At 67.0% G+C, this 19,777-nt stretch carries 19 protein-coding genes; 9 read left to right on the plus strand and 10 right to left on the minus strand.

Going from position 1 to position 19,777, the window contains the following annotated elements; genetic code table 11:
* Position 1: 1 nt before the first annotated feature.
* A complete protein-coding gene (gene efp, locus ACCQ04_RS11760) occupies positions 2-568 on the minus strand; it encodes an elongation factor P (protein ID WP_007962665.1) in 567 nt (188 codons plus the stop codon).
* Between the two features lie 103 nt (positions 569-671).
* Between efp and epmB the strand changes: the two genes are divergently transcribed.
* Positions 672-1,700, plus strand: a complete 1,029-nt coding sequence (epmB, locus tag ACCQ04_RS11765; protein ID WP_039813667.1) for an EF-P beta-lysylation protein EpmB — start codon at positions 672-674, stop codon at positions 1,698-1,700.
* A gap of 96 nt (positions 1,701-1,796) precedes the next feature.
* Here epmB and ACCQ04_RS11770 read toward each other — a convergent pair whose 3' ends face one another.
* The 3 genes from ACCQ04_RS11770 to ACCQ04_RS11780 are packed head-to-tail and all read right to left on the minus strand — an operon-like array spanning position 1,797 to position 5,659.
* On the minus strand, positions 1,797-3,914 hold the full coding sequence (locus ACCQ04_RS11770; RefSeq protein ID WP_024940418.1) for a putative bifunctional diguanylate cyclase/phosphodiesterase: 2,118 nt from the start codon (positions 3,912-3,914) through the stop codon (positions 1,797-1,799).
* Entirely contained in the window at positions 3,911-4,840 is a 930-nt protein-coding gene (locus ACCQ04_RS11775; RefSeq protein WP_226427688.1) for a phosphate/phosphite/phosphonate ABC transporter substrate-binding protein, read from the minus strand. Before ACCQ04_RS11775 ends, ACCQ04_RS11770 begins: the two co-directional genes overlap by 4 nt.
* A 51-nt stretch (positions 4,841-4,891) precedes the next feature.
* A complete protein-coding gene (locus tag ACCQ04_RS11780; protein WP_047128833.1) occupies positions 4,892-5,659 on the minus strand; it encodes an RNA methyltransferase in 768 nt (255 codons plus the stop codon).
* A 116-nt stretch (positions 5,660-5,775) separates the two neighbouring features.
* Here ACCQ04_RS11780 and ACCQ04_RS11785 point away from each other — a divergent pair, with 116 nt between their 5' ends.
* Positions 5,776-6,609: an inositol monophosphatase family protein gene (locus ACCQ04_RS11785; protein WP_039521909.1), complete on the plus strand. Its 834-nt coding sequence runs from the start codon at positions 5,776-5,778 to the stop codon at positions 6,607-6,609.
* A 673-nt stretch (positions 6,610-7,282) separates the two neighbouring features.
* On the opposite strand, the gene ACCQ04_RS11790 is transcribed toward ACCQ04_RS11785, so the two are convergent.
* A complete protein-coding gene (locus tag ACCQ04_RS11790) occupies positions 7,283-7,894 on the minus strand; it encodes a superoxide dismutase (protein WP_016904847.1) in 612 nt (203 codons plus the stop codon).
* A 257-nt stretch (positions 7,895-8,151) separates the two neighbouring features.
* On the opposite strand from ACCQ04_RS11790, the gene ACCQ04_RS11795 reads away from it, so the two are divergent.
* Both ACCQ04_RS11795 and ACCQ04_RS11800 read left to right on the plus strand, forming a co-directional pair.
* Complete coding sequence (locus ACCQ04_RS11795) at positions 8,152-8,601, plus strand: guanyl-specific ribonuclease (RefSeq protein ID WP_016904848.1); 450 nt, start codon at positions 8,152-8,154, stop codon at positions 8,599-8,601.
* Positions 8,598-9,023, plus strand: coding sequence for a barstar family protein (locus ACCQ04_RS11800; RefSeq protein WP_024940420.1), 426 nt, complete (start codon positions 8,598-8,600; stop codon positions 9,021-9,023). The genes ACCQ04_RS11795 and ACCQ04_RS11800 overlap by 4 nt, the downstream gene beginning before the upstream one ends.
* Positions 9,024-9,231: 208 nt before the next feature.
* On the opposite strand, the gene ACCQ04_RS11805 is transcribed toward ACCQ04_RS11800, so the two are convergent.
* Entirely contained in the window at positions 9,232-11,124 is a 1,893-nt protein-coding gene (locus ACCQ04_RS11805) for an ATP-binding cassette domain-containing protein (RefSeq protein ID WP_154832147.1), read from the minus strand.
* 109 nt (positions 11,125-11,233) lie between these two features.
* Between ACCQ04_RS11805 and dbpA the strand changes: the two genes are divergently transcribed.
* A complete protein-coding gene (gene dbpA, locus ACCQ04_RS11810; RefSeq protein WP_053045141.1) occupies positions 11,234-12,610 on the plus strand; it encodes an ATP-dependent RNA helicase DbpA in 1,377 nt (458 codons plus the stop codon).
* Positions 12,611-12,756: 146 nt separating this feature from the next.
* On the opposite strand, the gene ACCQ04_RS11815 is transcribed toward dbpA, so the two are convergent.
* The gene (locus ACCQ04_RS11815; protein ID WP_024939306.1) at positions 12,757-13,317 is read right to left on the minus strand and encodes an adenine phosphoribosyltransferase; all 561 of its coding nucleotides are present in this window, start codon (positions 13,315-13,317) and stop codon (positions 12,757-12,759) included.
* Between the two features lie 94 nt (positions 13,318-13,411).
* Complete coding sequence (locus ACCQ04_RS11820) at positions 13,412-14,968, minus strand: protein adenylyltransferase SelO (protein WP_226427687.1); 1,557 nt, start codon at positions 14,966-14,968, stop codon at positions 13,412-13,414.
* 169 nt (positions 14,969-15,137) lie between these two features.
* Here ACCQ04_RS11820 and ACCQ04_RS11825 point away from each other — a divergent pair, with 169 nt between their 5' ends.
* Positions 15,138-16,013 (plus strand): alpha/beta hydrolase, encoded by an 876-nt coding sequence (locus ACCQ04_RS11825; protein WP_226427740.1) that lies wholly within the window; start codon positions 15,138-15,140, stop codon positions 16,011-16,013.
* A 111-nt stretch (positions 16,014-16,124) separates the two neighbouring features.
* Here the strand turns inward: ACCQ04_RS11825 and ACCQ04_RS11830 are convergent, their stop codons facing one another.
* Both ACCQ04_RS11830 and ACCQ04_RS11835 read right to left on the minus strand, forming a co-directional pair.
* The gene (locus ACCQ04_RS11830; RefSeq protein WP_047125232.1) at positions 16,125-16,823 is read right to left on the minus strand and encodes a glutathione S-transferase; all 699 of its coding nucleotides are present in this window, start codon (positions 16,821-16,823) and stop codon (positions 16,125-16,127) included.
* 175 nt (positions 16,824-16,998) lie between these two features.
* On the minus strand, positions 16,999-17,208 hold the full coding sequence (locus tag ACCQ04_RS11835; RefSeq protein ID WP_006451993.1) for a cold-shock protein: 210 nt from the start codon (positions 17,206-17,208) through the stop codon (positions 16,999-17,001).
* A 267-nt stretch (positions 17,209-17,475) separates the two neighbouring features.
* On the opposite strand from ACCQ04_RS11835, the gene ACCQ04_RS11840 reads away from it, so the two are divergent.
* The 3 genes from ACCQ04_RS11840 (at position 17,476) to ACCQ04_RS11850 (ending at position 19,744) form a co-directional block, all read left to right on the plus strand.
* Positions 17,476-17,955 (plus strand): YaiI/YqxD family protein, encoded by a 480-nt coding sequence (locus tag ACCQ04_RS11840; RefSeq protein ID WP_226427686.1) that lies wholly within the window; start codon positions 17,476-17,478, stop codon positions 17,953-17,955.
* A 62-nt stretch (positions 17,956-18,017) separates the two neighbouring features.
* On the plus strand, positions 18,018-18,566 hold the full coding sequence (locus ACCQ04_RS11845; protein ID WP_024939301.1) for a YaeQ family protein: 549 nt from the start codon (positions 18,018-18,020) through the stop codon (positions 18,564-18,566).
* Positions 18,563-19,744, plus strand: coding sequence for a BaiN/RdsA family NAD(P)/FAD-dependent oxidoreductase (locus ACCQ04_RS11850; protein WP_226427685.1), 1,182 nt, complete (start codon positions 18,563-18,565; stop codon positions 19,742-19,744). The genes ACCQ04_RS11845 and ACCQ04_RS11850 overlap by 4 nt, the downstream gene beginning before the upstream one ends.
* Positions 19,745-19,777 lie beyond the last annotated feature (33 nt).

Below are 19,777 nucleotides of genomic sequence, written 5' to 3' on the forward strand. Positions count from 1 at the left end.
CTTACTTGACGCGCGCCGAGTATTCGCCCGAGCGGGTGTCGACCTTGATGATTTCGTCCTGGTTGACGAACAGCGGCACACGCACCACCGCGCCGGTTTCCAGCGTCGCCGGCTTGCCGCCGCCGCCGGAGGTATCGCCACGCACGCCCGGGTCGGTCTCGGTGATCTTCAGCTCGACGAAGTTCGGCGGCTGCACCCAGATCGGCGTGCCGTTCCACAGCGTCACGATGCAGTCTTCCTCGCCCTTGAGCCACTTGTCGGCGCCGCCCATGCCGGCCTTGTCGGTCTGCACCTGCTCGAAGGTTTCCGGGTCCATGAAGTGCCAGTACTCGCCATCGCTGTACAGGTAGCGCATGTCGGTATCGACCACGTCGGCCACTTCCACGTCGTCGGTCGCCTTCATGGTCATTTCGACCACGCGGCCGGACTTGATGAAGCGGTACTTCATGCGGGTGAAGGCCTGGCCCTTGCCCGGCTTGACGTATTCGGTCTCGGTGATGACCGCCGGCTCGTTGTTGACCAGGATCTTCATGCCGTTCTTGACGTCGTTCATGCCAACAGTGGCCATGGTGCAGCTCCTCGATAAGACCACGACCTGCCACAGGCCGTGGCAGGTCGGATTAGAATGGGGCGCCCGCCGCAACCGGCGGGCATTGGTTTTGTGACCGCACATGATACCCGCAGCCCCCCTCGCCTTGCAGCCATCTCCGCCGCCCACCCTGCAACCGCCGCGCTGGCAGCAGCAGTGGCGCGACGCCGTGCGCGACCCGCGCGCGCTGCTGGCGCTGCTGGGCCTGGAGGCGCAGGCGGCCGGGATCAGCGACGCGGCCGCCGCGCAGTTCCCGCTGCGGGTGCCGCAGGCATTCGTGGCGCGCATGCGTCGTGGCGACCTGCACGACCCGCTGCTGCGCCAGGTGCTGCCGCTGGACGATGAAATGCGGCCGGTACCCGGCTTCGGCCTGGACGCGGTCGGCGATGGCGCCGCCAAGACCGCCGACGGGGTGATCCAGAAATATCGCGGCCGCGCGCTGCTGATCGCCACCGGCAGCTGCGCGGTGCACTGCCGCTACTGCTTCCGCCGCCACTTCCCGTATGCCGAGGAAACCGCCGCGCGCGACGGATGGCGCGACGCGGTCGCCACGATCGCGGCCGACCCCGGCATCGACGAAGTGCTGCTGTCCGGCGGCGACCCACTGTCGCTGGCCACCGGCAAGCTGGCCGAACTCACCGATGCGCTGGCTGCCATCGGCCACATCAAGCGCCTGCGCATCCACAGCCGGCTGCCGATCGTGCTGCCCGAGCGTGTCGACGCGCCGCTGCTGGCCTGGCTGCGCAGCCTGCCGTGGCCGGTGGCCTTCGTGGTGCATGCCAACCACGCCAACGAATTCGATACCGCCGTGGACGATGCCATGCGCGCCCTGCGCGAGGCCGGCGCGCAGTTGCTCAACCAGGCCGTGCTGCTACGCGGCGTCAACGACAGCGTGGACGCGCTGGCGGCCCTGAGCGAACGCAGCTTCGCCGCCGGCGTGCTGCCGTATTACCTGCACCAGCTCGACCGGGTGGCCGGCGTGGCGCATTTCGAAGTGGACGATGCGCGCGCGCGCGCCCTGCACACCGAGCTGGCCACGCGCCTGTCCGGCTACCTGGTGCCGCGCCTGGTGCGCGAAATTCCCGGCGACACCGGCAAACGGCCGCTGTAACCACCAGCTCGAACACACCGGATCGTAGGAGCGCACCCGGGCGCGACGAAGCATGACCGGTAACACCCGTCGCGCCCGCGTGCGCTCCTACGCTGATCAGCCCGCGGCGATCAGCTTGACCATGTCGGCCGGGCTCAGCGGGCGGCTGAACCAGTAGCCCTGGCCCAGGTCGCAGCCACGCTCGCGCAGCAGATTGAACTGCGCTTCCTGCTCGATCCCCTCGGCCACCACCGTGATGCCCAGCGAATGCGCCATGCCGATGATGGCTGTGGTCAGCGCCAGATCGTCCGGGTCGCGCTGCAGGTCGGCGATGAAACTCTTGTCGATCTTGACCCCGTCCACCGGCACCTGGCGCAGATGGCTCAAGCCGGAGAAACCGGTGCCGAAGTCGTCCAGCCACACCTTCACGCCGGTGCGGTGCAATTGATCGAGCAGGCTGGCGGCCATCATTTCGTCGCCGATCACCGCCGTTTCGGTCAGCTCCAGGTGCAACCGCGCGGCCGGCAGGCCGGACTCGGCCAGGCACTCGGCCACGGTGTCGATCAGGTCGCCACTGCGCAGCTGACGCGGCGAGACGTTGACCGAGATGAACAAGCCCTCGCCCACCACCGGCCATTGCGCAGCTTCCAGACAGGCCGCGCGCAGCACCTTGGGGCCGATCACCTCGATCAGGCCGCTCTGCTCGGCGATGTCGATAAAGGTGGACGGCGCAATCGTGCCCAGCGCCGGGTGCTGCCAGCGCAACAGCACTTCCACCCCCACCAGCACCCGGTCGCTGGTGCGGTAGATCGGCTGATAGACCAGCCGCAGCTCGTCGCGCTCCCAGGCCCCGCGCAGCTCGTGCTCCATGTGCACGCGCCGCTCCACCGCATGATCGGCGGCGCGGCTGTAGAAGCGATGGCAGTTCTTGCCGGCGACCTTGGCCTGGTACATCGCGATGTCGCCGTTCTTCAGCAACGCGGTGGCATTGCTGGCATCGTCCGGGAACAGCGTGATGCCGATCGAGGTGCCCAGGAACACCTCCCGGCCCTGCACGTTCAAGGGGCGGCTCAATTCGTGCACCAGCCGGTCCGCCAGCTGGGCGGCAAGCAGGCTGACATCGCCGTTCTGCAGCAGGATCACGAACTCGTCGCCGCCAAAGCGCGCCAGGATCGCGTCGTCGCCGCCCAACGCACCGACCGCGCGGCTGATGCGGCTGGCGAACTGCAGCAGCGCCTCGTCGCCGGCTTCGTGCCCCAGCGTGTCGTTGACGCGCTTGAAGTCGTCGATATCGGCGAACAGCAGCGCCAGCTTGCTGTCGGTGCTGCGGGCGGTGTTGAGCAGATGGTCCAGGCCCTCGCGGAACCCCAGCCGGTTGGTCAGCCCGGTCAGCGCGTCGGTGTAGGCCATGTGGCGCACCTCGCGATCGTGCCGGGCGATGCTCTCGCTCATGCGGCCGAAGGCGGAAATCAACTCGCCGATCTCGTCGTTGCGCGGATGCGGCGGCAGCTGCACCGCATAGTCGCCACGCTCGATCTGGCGCGCGGCAGCCGCCAGCAGCCGCACCGGTGCCACCAGAGTACGCTGCACGTAGATGGCCAACAGCACCCCCAGCGCCACCAGCGCGGCCAGCAGCACCAGCAGCCAGCCCAGATCGCGCTTGCCGATCGCGTTGAGGTTCTGCACCAGGGTCAGGTTGGCGCCGGATTCGACCCTGCGCACCCGCTCGCGCGACATGCCCACCCGCACCCCGCCGATGCGCTGGTCGCCGATCTTGATCGGCATCGTCACGTCCAGCACTTCCGGCGAGGACTGCGACAGCATGGCGCGCGCGGTCACCGCCCTGGCCGCGAGCGGGTCGGTCATGGGCTGGCCGTAATGCTGCAGATCGGGCGAGCCATCGTGCACCAGCCGGCCGCGTCGATCGAACACCAGCACGTAGCTCACCACCTGCTGCCGCGAGGCGTTGCGCACCAGCGCACCCACCGTGCCCAGGTCGGAGTAGTACAACGGATTGGCCAGGCCGTTCGCCAGTTCGGTGGCCAGGGTCTCGCCACGCGTGCGCAGGCTGCGATCGAACAGCTCGTGCAGGATCTGCGCGCTGAGCCCGCGCACCTCGCGTTGCATCGCGCTCTGGCGCTGCAGCAGCGACGCCAGGATCGCACCGACCAGCAGCAGCGTCAGCGCCATCACCAACAAGAAGCGTGCCTGCAACCCGAAGCGCACCTGAGTCATTCCACTTGGTCCCTGACACGGTGCAAGCCAGCGCTCAGCGCATCCAGGCGCCGGCGGCTGGCAGCATCCAGCGGGTGGAAGGCGGTGGTGCCGAAGAAGTGCTTCAGGGCCGGCCCGGCCTTGGGGTCGGAGGCCGCCTGCAGCAGCACCACGCGCAGCCGCCGTTCCACCGCCGGATCCATGCCGGTGCGCACCATCTCCACCGCGCGCGGCACCGGCGCACTGCGATGGACGATACGGAAATCACGCTTGAACACCTGCGGCAGGTGGCGTTCGTCATCCCAGTCGGCGTTGCTGAAAGCGCCCGCATCGATCAGGTGCTGATGCACGAAGGCGGAGATATTCAGTTTCGACCCGACCATCAGGTAACCCACCGAGCCCGGTACCTGGCTGTCGTCCGGCGACAGCAGCACATCGCAGGCGATGCCGTTGCGCACCAGCTCCAGCATCGGCAGCAGGTAGCCGCTGGTGGAGGAGGCGTTCTGCAACGCCAGGGTGTGCCCGCGCAACTGCTTGAGCGACTGGATCGGGCTGTCGCGGCGGACGAAGAACACCGTGTGGAACTCGCGCAGGCCGCCGCGCTCGGTCATCACCAGCGGGTGCGCACTGCCGCGCTGTTCCAGCAGCATTGCCGCACCGGTGGTTTCGCTGACCCAGTCGACGCGGCCACGCCGCAGGTAACTGGACATCTGCCGCGCATCCGGCGCCATCAGGATTTCGCCACGGCGGATCCCGACCTCGCGCATGCGCGGCACCACGTAATCCAGCAGGGGCTTGAGTTGCGCGTAATGGGTGGCGGGATCGTCGCTGATCCGTCCAAGCACCAATACCGGGGAAGGCGCCGCTGTCGCCGTCGCGGCAAAGCCTGCCCCGGCCAACAGCCCGCAGGCAATCAGACACCATCGTAGACCGCGCAAAACGGACACTCCCCTAGAGCCGCCGACAGCCTAGCCGAATCTTTCCAGATGTGACAGACGTCAGTTTCCGTTGCGCTTTGCCAGCATGGCCATGCGCTGCGCATCGGACAGAATGCCGCGCAGCAGACGCACTTCCTGCTCGCTCATGTCCGCGCGCAACAACAGCCGCCGCAGCTTGCGCATCGCCGATTCCGGCGCGCGCCCCTTGTGGAAGTCGATCTCGTCCAGGGTCTGGCCCAACTGGCCGAACATGCCTTCCAGCTGGGCATGGCTGGCCGGGCCCTCGCGCAGCGCGCCGGCCGCCGTGGCGGGCGCAGCCTCCGCTTCGCCAGCCGCCAGCTGCGCCAGCCGCACCTCGTACGCCACGACCTGTACCGCCGCCGCCAGGTTGAGCGAGCTGAACGCCGGGTCGGAGGGGATATGCAGCGCCGCATGGCAGAGCTGCAGCTCGTCGTTGGTCAGGCCGGTACGCTCGCGACCGAACACGATCGCCACCTCGGCCGGTTCGCCTGCCTTGGCCCAGGCACGGCGCGCGCCCTCGTCCGGCGGCAGCTCTTCCAGCGCGACCCGGCGCGCACGCGCGGTGCAGCCGATCACCAGGGTGCAATCGGCCACCGCCTCGGCCAGGGTGGCGAAGATCGGCGCCTCGCCGAGCACGTCCTCGGCACCGGCCGAACGCCGGTAGGCGTCTTCGTCGAGCGCACGCTCCGGCGCCACCAGCACCAGGCGCGACACGCCCATCGTCTTCATCGCGCGCGCGGCGGCGCCGATGTTGCCTGGATGCTGGGTGCCGACAAGAACGAAACGGATGCGCTGGCTGACGGACATGAACGGAGATTGGGGAGCGATTCGGTCGTAGATGGTAAACTGCGCGGCCGGCTTTGGTGCCGGACCGCTCTTTTACCTTCGCCATTTTCGATTCTGCCTTCACGGGAGCTTTAACCATGCAGAAACCCGCCGTCACCGTCATGGTCAAAGCCGCCCGCCTCGCCGGCAATGTGCTGTTGCGCGGTATCAACAAGCTCGATGCGCTCAACGTGGTGCAGAAAGGCCGCATGGACTACGCCAGCGAAGTCGATGCCGATGCCGAGAAGGTCATCATCAAGGAACTCAAACGCGGCTACCCCGAGTACGCCGTGTTCGGCGAAGAAGGCGGCGTGCAAGGTGGCAAGAGTGGCCGCTACACCTGGGTCATCGACCCGCTGGACGGCACCAGCAACTATCTGCGCGGCTTCCCGCATTACTGCGTGTCGATCGCGCTGGTGGAAAACGGCGAGCCCACCGACGCAGTGATCTTCGACCCGCTGCGCAATGAGCTGTTCACCGCCAGCCGCGGCGCCGGCGCGGTGCTCAACGACCGCCGCATCCGTATCGCCGAACGCAAGGACCTGGAAGGCGCGATGGTCCACACCGGCTTCCCGCCGCGCGAGCGCGCACGCACCAGTGCGCAGCTGAAGTGCGTCGATGCGTTGCTGGTGCAGGCAGAGGACGTGCGTCGTACCGGTTCTGCCGCGCTGGACCTGGCCTACGTGGCCTGCGGCCGCGCCGATGCGTATTTCGAAGCCGGCGTCAAAGCCTGGGACATCGCGGCCGGCGTGCTGCTGGTGCGCGAAGCCGGTGGCCGCGTCTGCGACTACAAGGGTGCCACCCCGCCGCGCATGGACAACATGGGCCCGGAAACGCAGCAGATCGTGGCCGGCAACATCAAGATCAGCGACGCGCTGCAGAAGGTCATCGTCAACACCGGCTACGCCCGCGAGTTCGACGCCAAGTTCTGATCGCTGCCCGCCCCCAAGTTCTGGTCGGCGCCCGCACACCGCAGGAGCGCGCCCGAGCGCGACGGGGCTTTCCCAGCAAAGCCCCTCGCGACCAGGGTCGCTCCTACGACAGCGCGCAGCAAAACACACAAGGCCGGGATCGCTCCCGGCCTTGTGCGTTCCAGCTCGATGCAAAACCCATCGGCGCCACACACCGTAGGAGCGCGCCAGAGCGCGACGGGGCTTTCCCGGCAAAGCCCTCGCGACCAGGGTCGCTCCTACAACAGCGCGCAGTAAAACGCACAAGGCCGGGATCGCTCCCGGCCTTGTGCGTTCCAGCGCGATGCAAAGCCCATCGGCGCCACACACCGTAGGAGCGCGCCCGAGCGCGACGGGGCTTTCCCGGCAAAGCTCCTCGCGACCAGGGTCGCTCCTACAACAGCGCGCAGCAAAACACACAAGGCCGGGATCGCTCCCGGCCTTGTGCATTTCAGCGCGACGCCAAGCCCATCGGCGCCGCACAACGTAGGAGCGCGCCCGAGCGCGACGGGGCTTTCCCGGCAAAGCCCCTCGCGACCAGGGTCGCTCCTACAACAGCGCGCAGCAAAACACACAAGGCCGGGATCGCTCCCGGCCTTGTGCGTTGGGTGCCGCTGTCACAGCGCTACGTGGAACCTAGCGCTGATGCACGACTTCAGGCGATCGCAGCGTGGTAGCGGCGCTCGACTTCTTCCCAGTTCACCGCGTTGTAGAACGCGCCGATGTATTCCGGACGACGGTTCTGGTATTTCAGGTAGTACGCGTGTTCCCACACGTCCAGACCCAGGATCGGGGTGTTGCCTTCGAACAGCGGGCTGTCCTGGTTGGCGGTGCTTTCCACCACCAGCTTCTTGTCCGGGGTCACGCTCAACCAGGCCCAGCCCGAGCCGAAACGGCTGACGGCGGCCTTGGTGAAGGCTTCCTTGAACTTCTCGAAACCACCGATGTCCTTGTCGATCGCTTTGGCGACCTCGCCCTTGGGCTCACCGCCGCCATTGGGCGACAGCACGGTCCAGAACAGCGAATGGTTGGCGTGGCCACCACCGTTGTTGCGCACCGGGCCCTGCAGGTTTTCCGGCAGGCTCTTCAGCTTGGACACCAGCTCTTCCACCGGCAGGTCGGCGTACTCGGTCCCTTCCAGCGCCGCGTTGACGTTGTTGATGTAGGTCTGGTGATGCTTGGTGTGATGGATTTCCATCGTCTGCGCATCGATGTTGGGTTCCAGCGCGTCGTAGGCGTAGGGCAACTGCGGGAGGGTGTAAGCCATGCGTGTCTCCTGGACTTGCCGCCCGGCGAAGACCGGGCGTTGCGGGGTAGATGGTAAGGACGGCGGCGGCGCTTACCAAGGGTATTGGCAGGGAAACTTCATCCCATCGCATGCCGCGTCGTGTTCGCTGCATACCTTGCACCATGCCCCGGTTACTCGGGCGTGAACCGTCCCGCCGCCCGGCGCGTTCAAAGTCGACACAGTCGCGCAACGGCATACTTGCTCTGCCGTCCCAACACCCTGTTTCCGGAACCGTCATGCGCAAGCCCGCTTTGCTGATCGTCGCCATCGTGCTGCTCGTCGCCGGGTTATGGGGCATGCGCGCGATGCAGACACCCAAGCCGCACTTCGCGCCGCAGCTCAGCGCGCCGATTGCCGCCGCAGCACCGGTCGAACGCTCACCGCAGCAGCAAGCGTTGCCGGGATTTCTGCCGACCGAGGCCATGGCCACGATCGTGCTGATCCAGCGCGGCGGGCCATTTCCGCATCCGCAGGACGGCAGCGTGTTCGGCAATCGTGAGCAGCGCCTGCCCGAGCGTCCGCGCGGCTACTACCACGAATACACCGTGGAAACCCCAGGCAGTCCCGATCGCGGTGCGCGCCGCATCGTCACTGGCGGTACCCCGCCGCAGGCGTGGTACTACAGCGACGATCATTACCAGAGTTTCAGATCGTTCCAGGGCCCGGCTCCGGAGCAGGCGCCATGAGCGCAGGCGACTTCGCACTGGACCTGTCCGACCCGCAGCAATCGGGCGTCTACCAAGCCGAGACCGACGATCTGGACACCATGGCCGCGCTTGCCCGCGATGCCGGCCTGCACATCCTGCGCGTGGACCTGGCCAGCTGCAGCGACAAGCACAGGCTGCTGATGCGCCTGGCCACCCAACTGGACTTCCCTGCCGGCTTCGGCCGCAACTGGGACGCGCTCTCCGATGCCTTGCGCGATCTGGCATGGCTGCCAGCGTCGCATGGCTATGCGCTGCTGATCGACGGCGCCGATGCGCTGGCCCGCACTGCGCCGAACGACCGCGACACCTTGCTGGACATCCTCGACGAAGCGGCTACCGCCTGGGCCGCGCGCGGGCTCACGTTTGCGGCATTCGTGGCGCCTGCGAGCGCCTGCGACTAGGCGCTGCCTGCAAGACGCATCGCGCACTCGCCGGACACAGCACGATCAACACGGCGTGGTGGTGGTCGGTGATCACCGGTGCGTGTCCAGCGCGTGTTTTACGCGACGCGCTGCCCCACGGCTGCCCCCCCTGTAGTGGGAGGCGTGGTGCCAGTTATCGCTCCACACATCCACAAGGCCGGCACGCAGTCGGGCACCGGCTCGACCATCAACTATCCAGCTCGCTCCAGCGCGCGAACGCCGCATCCAGCCGAGCCTGCGCATCGCCCAATGCGGCCGTATGCGCGGTCATCGCCGCACTGTCGCGCTGGTAGAAGGCCGGGTCGTTCATCGCCTCGGTCAATGCCGCGACCTGCTGCTCCAGGGTTTCGATCAAGGCCGGCAATTGCTCCAGCTCACGCGCGTCCTTGTAGCTGAGCTTGCGCTTGGGCGCGGCATCGGCCGGCAACGCAGCCGCCACCGGCGTGGTTGCCGCCGCCGTCGCCGATGCCTTGGCAACCGCCATCGCATTGGGCGCCGGGGTGCGACGCTGACGCAGCGAATCGCTGTACCCGCCGACGTAATCGCCGATCAGGCCCTCGCCCTCCATCACCAGGGTGGAGGTCACCACGTTGTCGAGGAAGTCGCGGTCATGGCTGACCAGCAACAAGGTGCCGGTGTACTCGCCCAGCAGCTCTTCCAGCAGCTCCAGCGTTTCCACGTCCAGATCGTTGGTCGGTTCGTCCATCACCAGCAGGTTGGACGGCTGCGCGAACAGGCGGGCCAGCAGCAGCCGATTGCGCTCGCCGCCGGACAGCCGGGTGATCGGCGCACGTGCGCGCTCGGGGGTGAACAAAAAGTCCTGCAGATACGCATGCACATGCTTGCGCTTGCCGTTGATCTCGATGAAGTCGCGGCCTTCGGCCACGTTCTCGATCGCGCTCCAGTCCTCGCGCAGCGTGGAACGGTACTGATCGAAGTAGGCGATCTGCAGATTGGTGCCGATGCGGATCTCGCCCTGCTGCGCCTGCAGATCGCCCAGCAGCAACTTCAGCAAGGTGGTCTTGCCGCTGCCGTTGGGGCCGATCAGCCCGATGCGGTCGCCGCGCTGGATGATGGTCGAAAAATCCTTGACCATCGTGCGCGCGCCGAATGCGAAACCGACTTCCTTGGCCTCGATCACCTTCTTGCCGGAGGACTCGCCCTGCGAGACTTCCATGCGCACGTTGCCGGTCAGGTCGCGGCGCTGTACGCGTTCGTTGCGCATCGATTCCAGACGCCGTACGCGGCCTTCGTCGCGGGTACGCCGCGCCTTGATGCCCTGACGGATCCAGATTTCTTCCTGCGCCAGCATCTTGTCGAAACGCGCGTTTTCCTGGGCCTGCGCATTGAGCCGCTCTTCGCGGCGCCGCTCGTAATTGGCCCAGTCGCCCGGCCAGCTGGTGACCTGCCCGCGATCGATCTCGACGATGCGGGTGGCCAACGCACGCAGGAAGCGCCGGTCATGGGTGACGAACAACACGCTGCCGTTCCAGTTCTTCAGGAACGACTCCAGCCAGTCGATGGCTTCGATGTCCAGGTGGTTGGTCGGCTCGTCCAGCAGCAGCACATCCGGCGAGGACACCAGCGAGCGCGCCAGCAGCACGCGTCGCTTCATGCCGCCGGACAACCGCGCAAACTCCGCATCGCCGTCCAGTTCCAGCTTGGTCAGCGTCTCGCTGACGCGCTGATCCAGCGCCCAGCCGTCGGCCGCGTCGATCTTGGCCTGCACCTTGCCGAACGCGTCGCCATCGAATACCTCGGCATGGCTGAGTTGATGGAACTCGGCCAGCCAATGACCCAGCTCGCCCAGGCCGTCGGCCACCACATCGAACACGCTGCCGCCGGTACCCTGCGGCACTTCCTGCTCCAGCCGCGCGATGCGCACGCCCTGTTGCACGCGCACTTCGCCGTCGTCGGGCTTGAGCTCGCCGGCAATCAGTTTCATCAAGGTCGATTTGCCGGCGCCGTTGCGGCCGATCAGGGCGATACGCTCGCCCGGCTCGATCGTGAGGTCGGTTTTTTCCAGCAACAAGGGGCCGCCGACGCTGTAGTCGACGCTTTGCAGAGTGATTAAAGGCATGGCGTGATTGTACGGGATTGGTGATTGGGGATTCGGGATTGGCACAAGCGCACGCTGTCGCGGTGACGAATCCCGAATCCCTACTCCCCAATCCCGGCTAAAATGCGCCATGAACGAATTCTCCGCGCTGCCGCTGTCGCCGGCCCTGGCCCCCGGCATCGACGCCCTTGGCTACACCGTCCTCACTCCCATCCAGGCACAGAGCCTGCCGCCGATCCTGCAGGGGCTGGACGTCATCGCCCAGGCGCCGACCGGCAGCGGCAAGACCGCCGCCTTCGGGCTGGGCCTGCTGCAGAAGCTCGACCCGGCGCTGACCCGCGCGCAGGCGCTGGTGCTGTGCCCCACCCGCGAACTGGCCGATCAGGTCGGCAAGCAGTTGCGCAAGCTGGCCACCGGCATCCCCAACATGAAGCTGGTGGTGCTGACCGGCGGCATGCCGCTCGGCCCGCAGCTGGCCTCGCTGGAAGCGCACGACCCGCAAGTGGTGGTCGGCACGCCCGGCCGCATCCAGGAACTGGCCCGCAAGCGCGCCCTGCATCTGGGCGGGGTGCGCACGCTGGTGCTGGACGAGGCCGACCGCATGCTCGACATGGGCTTCGAAGAACCCATCCGCGAGATCGCCAGCCGCTGCGACAAGCACCGCCAGAGCCTGCTGTTCTCGGCCACCTTCCCGGACATCATCCGCACGCTGGCGCGCGAGATCCTCAAGGACCCGGTCGAAATCACCGTCGAGGGCGCCGACAACGCGCCGGAAATCGACCAGCAATTCTTCGAGGTCGACCCGACCTACCGGCAGAAGGCCGTCGCCGGCCTGCTGCTGCGCTTCAATCCCGAATCCAGCGTGGTGTTCTGCAATACCCGCAAGGAAGTGGACGAGGTGGCCGGCTCGCTGCAGGAGTTCGGCTTCTCCGCGCTCGCCCTGCACGGCGACATGGAACAGCGCGACCGCGACGAAGTGCTGGTGCGCTTCGTCAACCGCAGCTGCAACGTGCTGGTGGCCAGCGATGTGGCCGCACGCGGGCTGGACGTGGAAGACCTGTCGGCAGTGGTCAATTACGAGCTGCCCACCGATACCGAAACCTACCGCCACCGCATCGGCCGCACCGCGCGCGCCGGCAAACGCGGATTGGCGCTCAGCCTGGTGGCCCCGCGCGAGACCGGCCGCGCGCAGGCGCTGGAAGCCGAACAGGGCCAGCCGCTGAAGTGGTCGCGCGCGCCCCTGGCCACCGCCCGCCCGGCGCAGCTGCCGCAGGCGGCCATGACCACGCTGCGCATCGACGGCGGCAAGACCGACAAGCTGCGTGCCGGCGACATCCTCGGCGCGCTGACCGGCGAAGCCGGACTGTCGGGCGCGGCGATCGGCAAGATCGCGATCTACCCAACCCGCTCCTATGTCGCCATCGCCCGCGCGCAGGTCGCCAAGGCGCTGGCGCATCTGCATGCAGGCAAGATCAAGGGACGCCGGTTCCGGGTCAGCAAGCTGTAATCAAGGCGCGGCAGCGACCCTGCCGACCAACCGCTCGGGCGGCGGCGATAGCGCCTGCCGCACGATCCAACGGGATGCGCATGCTTGCGCACTCCTGTTTTCAGAAGACCTGATCGGCAAGCTGCTCGATCGGCAAGATGCCTGGATCAATAGCTCAAGGTAGCCAGCAACGGCACGTCATTGGCCCACTTCTCACGGCCCTGCAGCGCCAGCAGTTCGACCAGCACCGCCGCGCCGACCACTTCCAGCTCCAGCTGTGCAGCCAGACTCAGGGCCGCGCGCAGCGTACCGCCGGTGGCAAGCACATCGTCGACGATCAACACGCGCGCGCCGCGTGGCAACGCGTCTTCGTGCATTTCGATGCGGTCGGTACCGTATTCCAGCGCATATTCCTGGACCAGCGTACGCCCGGGCAGTTTGCCGGGCTTGCGCACCGGCACAAAGCCGGTGCGCAGCTCGCGCGCCAGCGCCGACCCCAGGATGAAACCGCGCGCCTCGATGCCCAGCACCGCATCCAGCGGTGTGGTGCGCCAGGGCTGCGCCATCTCGTCCAGCGCCGAGGCGAAGTCCGGGCCATCGGACAGCAGCGGCGTGATGTCCTTGAAGACGATGCCCGGCTTGGGAAAATCGGCGATGTCGCGGATTCGCTCGGACCATTGGTTGGGTCCGGAAGAATTGGTGCCGGCGCAGCGGGTGCAGTCAGTCATGGTGGTGGTGGCGTCTAGGCCGGTGGGGACCACCCTATTCTAGGCTGCGCGCGCTCACGACGCCGCGTTTACGACATACCTGCATCTGAGCGCGTCAGGAACTGCAGGACAGCATCGAGCAACCGGCGCGGTCGCGCGCCCAGTCCGGCCGCCGCGCAGCGAACGCCTCGCGGCCCGGCTGTTCGTCGTACGGGTGCCGCATGACCTCCAGCAACTCCTGCACGCCGGATGGATCGCCCTGCTCGGCCAGGTCGATCGCCTGCTGCGCCAGATAGTTGCGCAGCACATAGCGCGGGTTGGCCTGGCGCATGCGTTCGCGCCGCACCTCCGGCGACAGCGTGTCCTGCTGCAGCCGCTCAGCGTAGCGCTGCAGCCATTCCTGCAGCTGCGCGGCATGCGCGAGGCGCTTGTCCTGGTCGTAGAACGCCTCACGCAACAGCTCAGGATCCGGATGCTCCGGCGCAAATGCGATCAGGTTGCGGAAGGTCAGCGTCATGTCCATTTCCGCGTTGTGCATCAGCGCGCGCAGCGCATCGATCAGTTGCAGATCCTCGTCGCGGCAGTCAGCCAGACCCAACTTGGCGGCGGTGTCGTGGCGGTCGCAGGCCAGGTAGGTATCGCGGAAGCGGTCCAGCCCCAGCTGCAGCTGCGCCTGGTCGGCGAACAGCGGCGCCAGCGCCTGTGCCAGGCGCCCGAGGTTCCAATAGGCGACCTGGGGCTGGGTGCCGAAGCGGTAGCGACGGCCCTGCGCATCGGTGGTGTTCGGCGTCCAGTCCGGGTCGTAGTCGTCGACCCAACCGTAGGGGCCGTAGTCGATGGTCAGGCCCAGGATCGACATGTTGTCGGTGTTCATCACCCCATGCACGAAGCCCACCCGCATCCAGTGCGCCACCATCACCGCGGTGCGCTCGCAGACCTGCGCGAACCAGGCTGCGTACAGCGCCTCGCCAGCACCTTGCAGCTGCGGGAAATCGCGCGCGATGGTGAAGTCCACCCATTGCCGCAGCAGCGCCAGATCGCCGCGCGCACTGGGCAACTCGAAGTTGCCGAAGCGGATGAACGAGGGCGCCACCCGGCATACGATCGCGCCCGGCTCGCGCTGCGGCCGGCCGTCGTAGAACATGTCGCGCACCACCGCATCGCCGGTGGTGACCAGGCTCAGCGCGCGCGTGGTCGGCACGCCCAGGTGATGCATCGCTTCACTGCACAGGAATTCGCGGATTGACGAGCGCAGTACCGCCCGGCCATCGGCACCGCGCGAATAAGGGGTCGGGCCGGCGCCCTTGAGCTGCAACTCGTAGCGACCGCCATCGACCCCGATTGCCTCGCCGAGCGAGATCGCCCGGCCATCACCCAACTGCCCGGCCCAATGTCCGAACTGGTGCCCGCCATAGTTGACCGCCCACGGCTGCATGCCCGGGTACAGCGCATTGCCGGCGAATACCTCGGCAAACTGCGCGCTGTTGATCTCGGCCTCATCCAGCCCCAGCCGTTGGGCGACATCGGCCGAATACGCCAGCAGGCGCGGCGCGGCCACCGGCGTCGGCATCACCGTCGACCATGCAGCGCGTACCTCGCGGCGGCGTGGACCTTGTTCGGAATCACCGGGCAGCTGCTGGCGCAGGCGGTTGTCAAACTGCAGAGTCGTCATGCATGCCAGCGTAGGCCAACGACAGTGAACTTCGCATGGGCAACCGCGCATCCGGCGTTGCGCACGTACCGTATCTTCGAGCAGTTGGCCGCCGGCGAACGGGCTCGTCCTGCACACGCTGGCGACAGCCTTAGCGTTATTCCTCCCCGCCCCTCACATGACATCGCCCATGCCCTCGCGCGCTTCCCGCTGGTTTCGCCCCGCCCTGCTGCTGCTCGGCTCGCTGACACTGACCGCCTGCAGCAGCGTGTTCTTCGGCGGCATCAATGCCGCCTCCAGCCGCGACGGCATTGTCGAGCACCGCGACCAGGTGTTCGATCCGGCGCATGGTCTGGCCCTGGACGTCTACCAGCCGCGCGGCGCGGTGGATGCACCGGTGGTGGTGTTCTTCTATGGCGGCACCTGGAAGCACGGAACGCGCGCCAACTATCGCTGGGTCGGACGCGCGCTCGCGCGCCAGGGCGTGGTGGCGATGGTGGCCGACTACCGCAAGTATCCGCAGGTCGGCCTGCAGGGCTTCATGTCCGACGCTGCCGGCGCCACCGCCTGGAGCTATCGGCATGCGCACGACTACGGTGGCGACCCGACGCGCCTGGCGGTGATGGGCCACTCTGCAGGTGCGCATATGGCCGCGCTGCTGGGTACCGACGCACGCTGGCTGCAGGTGCAAGGCCTGCAACCTCGGCAACTGTGCGGGGTGGTGGGTCTGGCAGGGCCCTACGACTTCCTGCCGCTGACCGACCCGGAGCTGATCGAGATCTTCGGCGAGGCACCGGCCGCGCAACAGCAATCACAGCCGGTGCACTACGTCGGCGGCGACGAACCGCCGATGCTGCTGCTGCATGGCGATGCCGATCGCGTGGTCGAGCTGCAGAACAGCACCTCGTTGCAGCACGCCCTGCAACGCAAGGGCGGCACGGCCGAGTTGAAGGTCTACCCGGGCATGGGCCATCTCGGCATCGTGCTGGCGCTGCGCAAACCGCCCGAGCGCTCGCCCGTGCTGCGCGACACGCTGCAGTTCCTGCGGCAATGTCGGGCGCCTTGATGGGTCTGTGCGGTGCGGGATTGGGGAGTCGGGATTGGGGATTCGCCAAACCCTGGCAGGACACCGTCGAAGCACGGTGACCTGTAGCTTCCCTGGGCGCATACCGCAACGTCACTCGGCGGGCTTGCGCCCCATCAGCTCGAATGGGCCGCCCTTCTTCAGCGCGGCCTGGTACGCCGGACGCGCTTCGATGCGCGCGAGAAACGCGCGCAGGCGCGGATAGCTCTCCAGCCCGCCGCCACGTGCAGCGGCGGCCTGTACCGGGAAGCTCATCTGGATGTCGGCTGCAGTGAAACGCTCACCGGCAAACCATTCGCTTGCCTGCAGCGACTGCTCCATCCAGTCCAGATGCAGTTTGAGCTGCGGACCAACGAAGCCCGACATGGCCTTGTCCACGATGGCACGTGCGATCGGCTTGGCGAAGAACGGCATCGGCGCACTGCGAATCCGCCCGAAGATCAGCGTCATCAGCAACGGCGGCATTGCCGAGCCTTCGGCGTAATGCATCCAGTAACGGAACTTCAGGCGCTCCGGCGACTCCAGCGGACGCGGTGGTGGCGACAGCGCGCATTCGGTGTCGTAGCGTTCTGTCAGGAACTCCAGGATCGCGCCGGACTCGGCCACGGTCAGATCGCCGTCGACAACCACCGGCGACTTGCCGAGCGGATGGATGGCACGCAATGCCGCCGGCGCCAGCATGGTCTTGGGATCGCGCTCATGCCGCACGATCTGGTACGGCAGCGCCAGTTCCTCCAGCAGCCACAGCACGCGCTGGGAACGGGAATTGTTGAGATGGTGGACAGTGATCATGGAAGAGGCTGCACGCGGAAAGCGCACATGCTACCGATTGGCGTGTCGTCGCTGCGCTCACCTGGGCGGGTCGAACCGCCCGCACTCTCTATTGCACTGACCAAACCGCGCCCAATAAAAAACGCCGATCGCTTGCGCGACCGGCGTTATTGGCAACCTTACGGTTGCAGACGGATTAGACCGCCTGCACCTGGTCAGCCTGCATGCCCTTCTGGCCCTGCACGGCGACGAAGGTCACCTTCTGGCCTTCCTGCAGCGACTTGAAGCCGGTGCCCTGGATGGCACGGAAGTGCACGAACAGGTCCGGGCCGCTTTCCGGGGTGATGAAGCCGAAGCCCTTGGCATCGTTGAACCACTTCACGGTACCGCTCTGACGATCTGACATTTACAAACTCCTGAACTATAGATGGATAAATCGCAGCGTCCGAAAAGCCGGAGCTGAGACTGAGTTGCAGGCGTTGGTAAAGCGGAACGATGAAGCGAGATCTGTAACGATCCGGCTGCATCAGGCCACGATTCACGGTGACCCTTGCAAACACAGTGCGTGCACAGTACTCGCGTTCCCAGCAAAAAGCGACACCTTGCGTCAAATTTTTTACTGTCAGGCCGAATCCGACCACCTGTCAGGCCCTTTCCCTGTCGATTTCAGCACATGAATACGCCTCCCCTGCCTTCCCGCCCGCATATCTGGGTCGATGCCGATGCCTGCCCCGCAGTCATCCGCGACATCCTTTTCCGCGCTGCCGCACGTACCGGCACCGCGGTGACGCTGGTCGCCAATCATTTCCTGCCCACCCCTCGCCTGGCCCACGTGCGTGCGCTGCAGGTACCTGGAGGCGCGGACGCGGCCGACGATGCCATTGCCGCACGGGTGGCCGCAGGCGACCTGGTCGTCACCCAGGACATTCCGCTGGCCGCTCGCATACTGGAGGCGGGAGCGGCCGCCGTCAGCCCGCGTGGCGAGCCGTTTACCCGCGACAGCATCAACGAGCGCCTGTCGGTCCGCGGCTTTCTGGAGCAACTGCGCGGCGCCGGCGTGGTCACCGGCGGGCCGGCGGCCCTGCACCCGCGCGACCGCCAGGCATTTGCCGCACAGTTGGACCGTTGGCTGGCCGAGATGGCGCGGCGCTGACCGCAACACGCCGGCATTGCAACGGGGGCGTATCATAAGTGCCCTTTGCAACCGGCATCCTGATGGCCCTTACCGCCACCGTCCGCAGGGCGGAACTCCAGATCAGCGACATGGACCGTGGCTACTACGCCAACCATTCGTTGACCCTGGCCCAGCACCCCTCCGAAACCGACGAGCGCCTGATGGTGCGGCTGCTGGCGTTCGCGCTGTTTGCCGACGACCGCCTGGAATTCGGCCGCGGCCTCAGCAACGAGGACGAGCCCGACCTGTGGCGGCGCGACTACACCGGCGACCCGGACCTGTGGATCGACCTTGGCCAGCCGGACGAAAGCCGGGTGCGCAAGGCCTGCAATCGGTCGCGCGAGGCGGTGGTGATCGGCTACGGTGGCCAGGCCACCGAAACCTGGTGGAAGAAGCAGGCCAACGCGCTTAGCCGGCAGCGCAACCTGCGCGTGATCGAGCTGGACTCGCAGGCCACCGAAGCACTGGGCGCGCTGATCCAGCGCGGTATGCGCTTCGACGTGATCATCCAGGACGGCGAGGTGCAGATGCTGGCCGACCACGGCAGCGTCACCCTGACCCCGATGGTGCGGCAAGCCCCGGCCGAATGAGCATGCGTTGCGATGTACTGGTCATCGGTGCCGGCGCGGCCGGACTGATGAGCGCCTTCACCGCAGGCCGGCGCGGCCGTCAGGTGCTGGTGATCGACCATGCCAACAAAGTCGGCAAGAAGATCCTGATGTCCGGTGGCGGCCGCTGCAACTTCACCAATACCGGCACCACGCCGGGCAACTTCCTCTCGGCCAACCGCCACTTCTGCAAGTCCGCCCTCGCCCGCTACAGCGCGCTGGATTTCGTGGAGATGGTCGAGCGCCACGGCATCGCCTATCACGAGAAAGAGCTGGGCCAGCTGTTCTGCGACATCTCGTCCAAGCAGATCGTGCGCATGCTGCTGGACGAGTGCGAGGCGGCGGGCGTGCAGGTGCGTACCGACTGCAAGGTGCAATCGGTGCAGCGCGGCAGCGACGGCTTCAGTGTGGAGACCAGCCAGGGACGCGTGCAGGCGCAGTCGCTGATCGTGGCAACCGGCGGGCTGTCGATTCCGAGCATGGGCGCCAGCGGCTTCGGCTACACGCTGGCCCAGCAGTTCGGCCACACGCTGTTGCCGACGCGTGCCGGGCTGGTGCCGCTGACCCTGAGCGGCAAGCACCAGGAACGGCTGCAGGACCTGTCCGGGCTGGCGCTACCGGTCCAGGCGCAGTGCAACGGGGTCAGCTTCCGCAACTTCATGCTGGTCACCCACCGCGGCGTCAGCGGCCCGGCCATCCTGCAGATCTCCTCGTACTGGCAGCCCGGCGACGACCTGCGCCTGGACCTGCTGCCCGGCCAGGATGCGGCGGCGTGGCTGCGCGACCAGAAAAATCAGCGTGGCGCCACCGAACTGCGCAACGTGCTGGCCGACGTGCTGCCGCGGCGGTTCGCCCAGCGCCTGTGCGAGGTGTGGTTGCCGGACAAGCCGGTCCGCCAGCTCGACCCACCGCAGCTGCAGGCAGCAGCCGACCTGCTGGCCGGCTTCCCGCTGATCGCCAGTGGAACCGAAGGCTATCGCACCGCTGAAGTAACGCTGGGAGGTGTCGATACCAACCAGGTCTCCAGTGCGAGCATGGAGTCGCGCCTGGTGGCCGGCCTGTACTTCGTCGGCGAGGTGCTGGACGTGACCGGCTGGCTGGGCGGCTACAACTTTCAGTGGGCATGGGCATCCGGCCATGCCGCCGGAAGCGTCGCCTGAGGTCGGCTTCGACACATGGAAACGTGGCCTGAG

This window comes from Xanthomonas sp. NCPPB 2866, from assembly GCF_041475745.2.
Classification (GTDB): domain Bacteria; phylum Pseudomonadota; class Gammaproteobacteria; order Xanthomonadales; family Xanthomonadaceae; genus Xanthomonas; species Xanthomonas arboricola.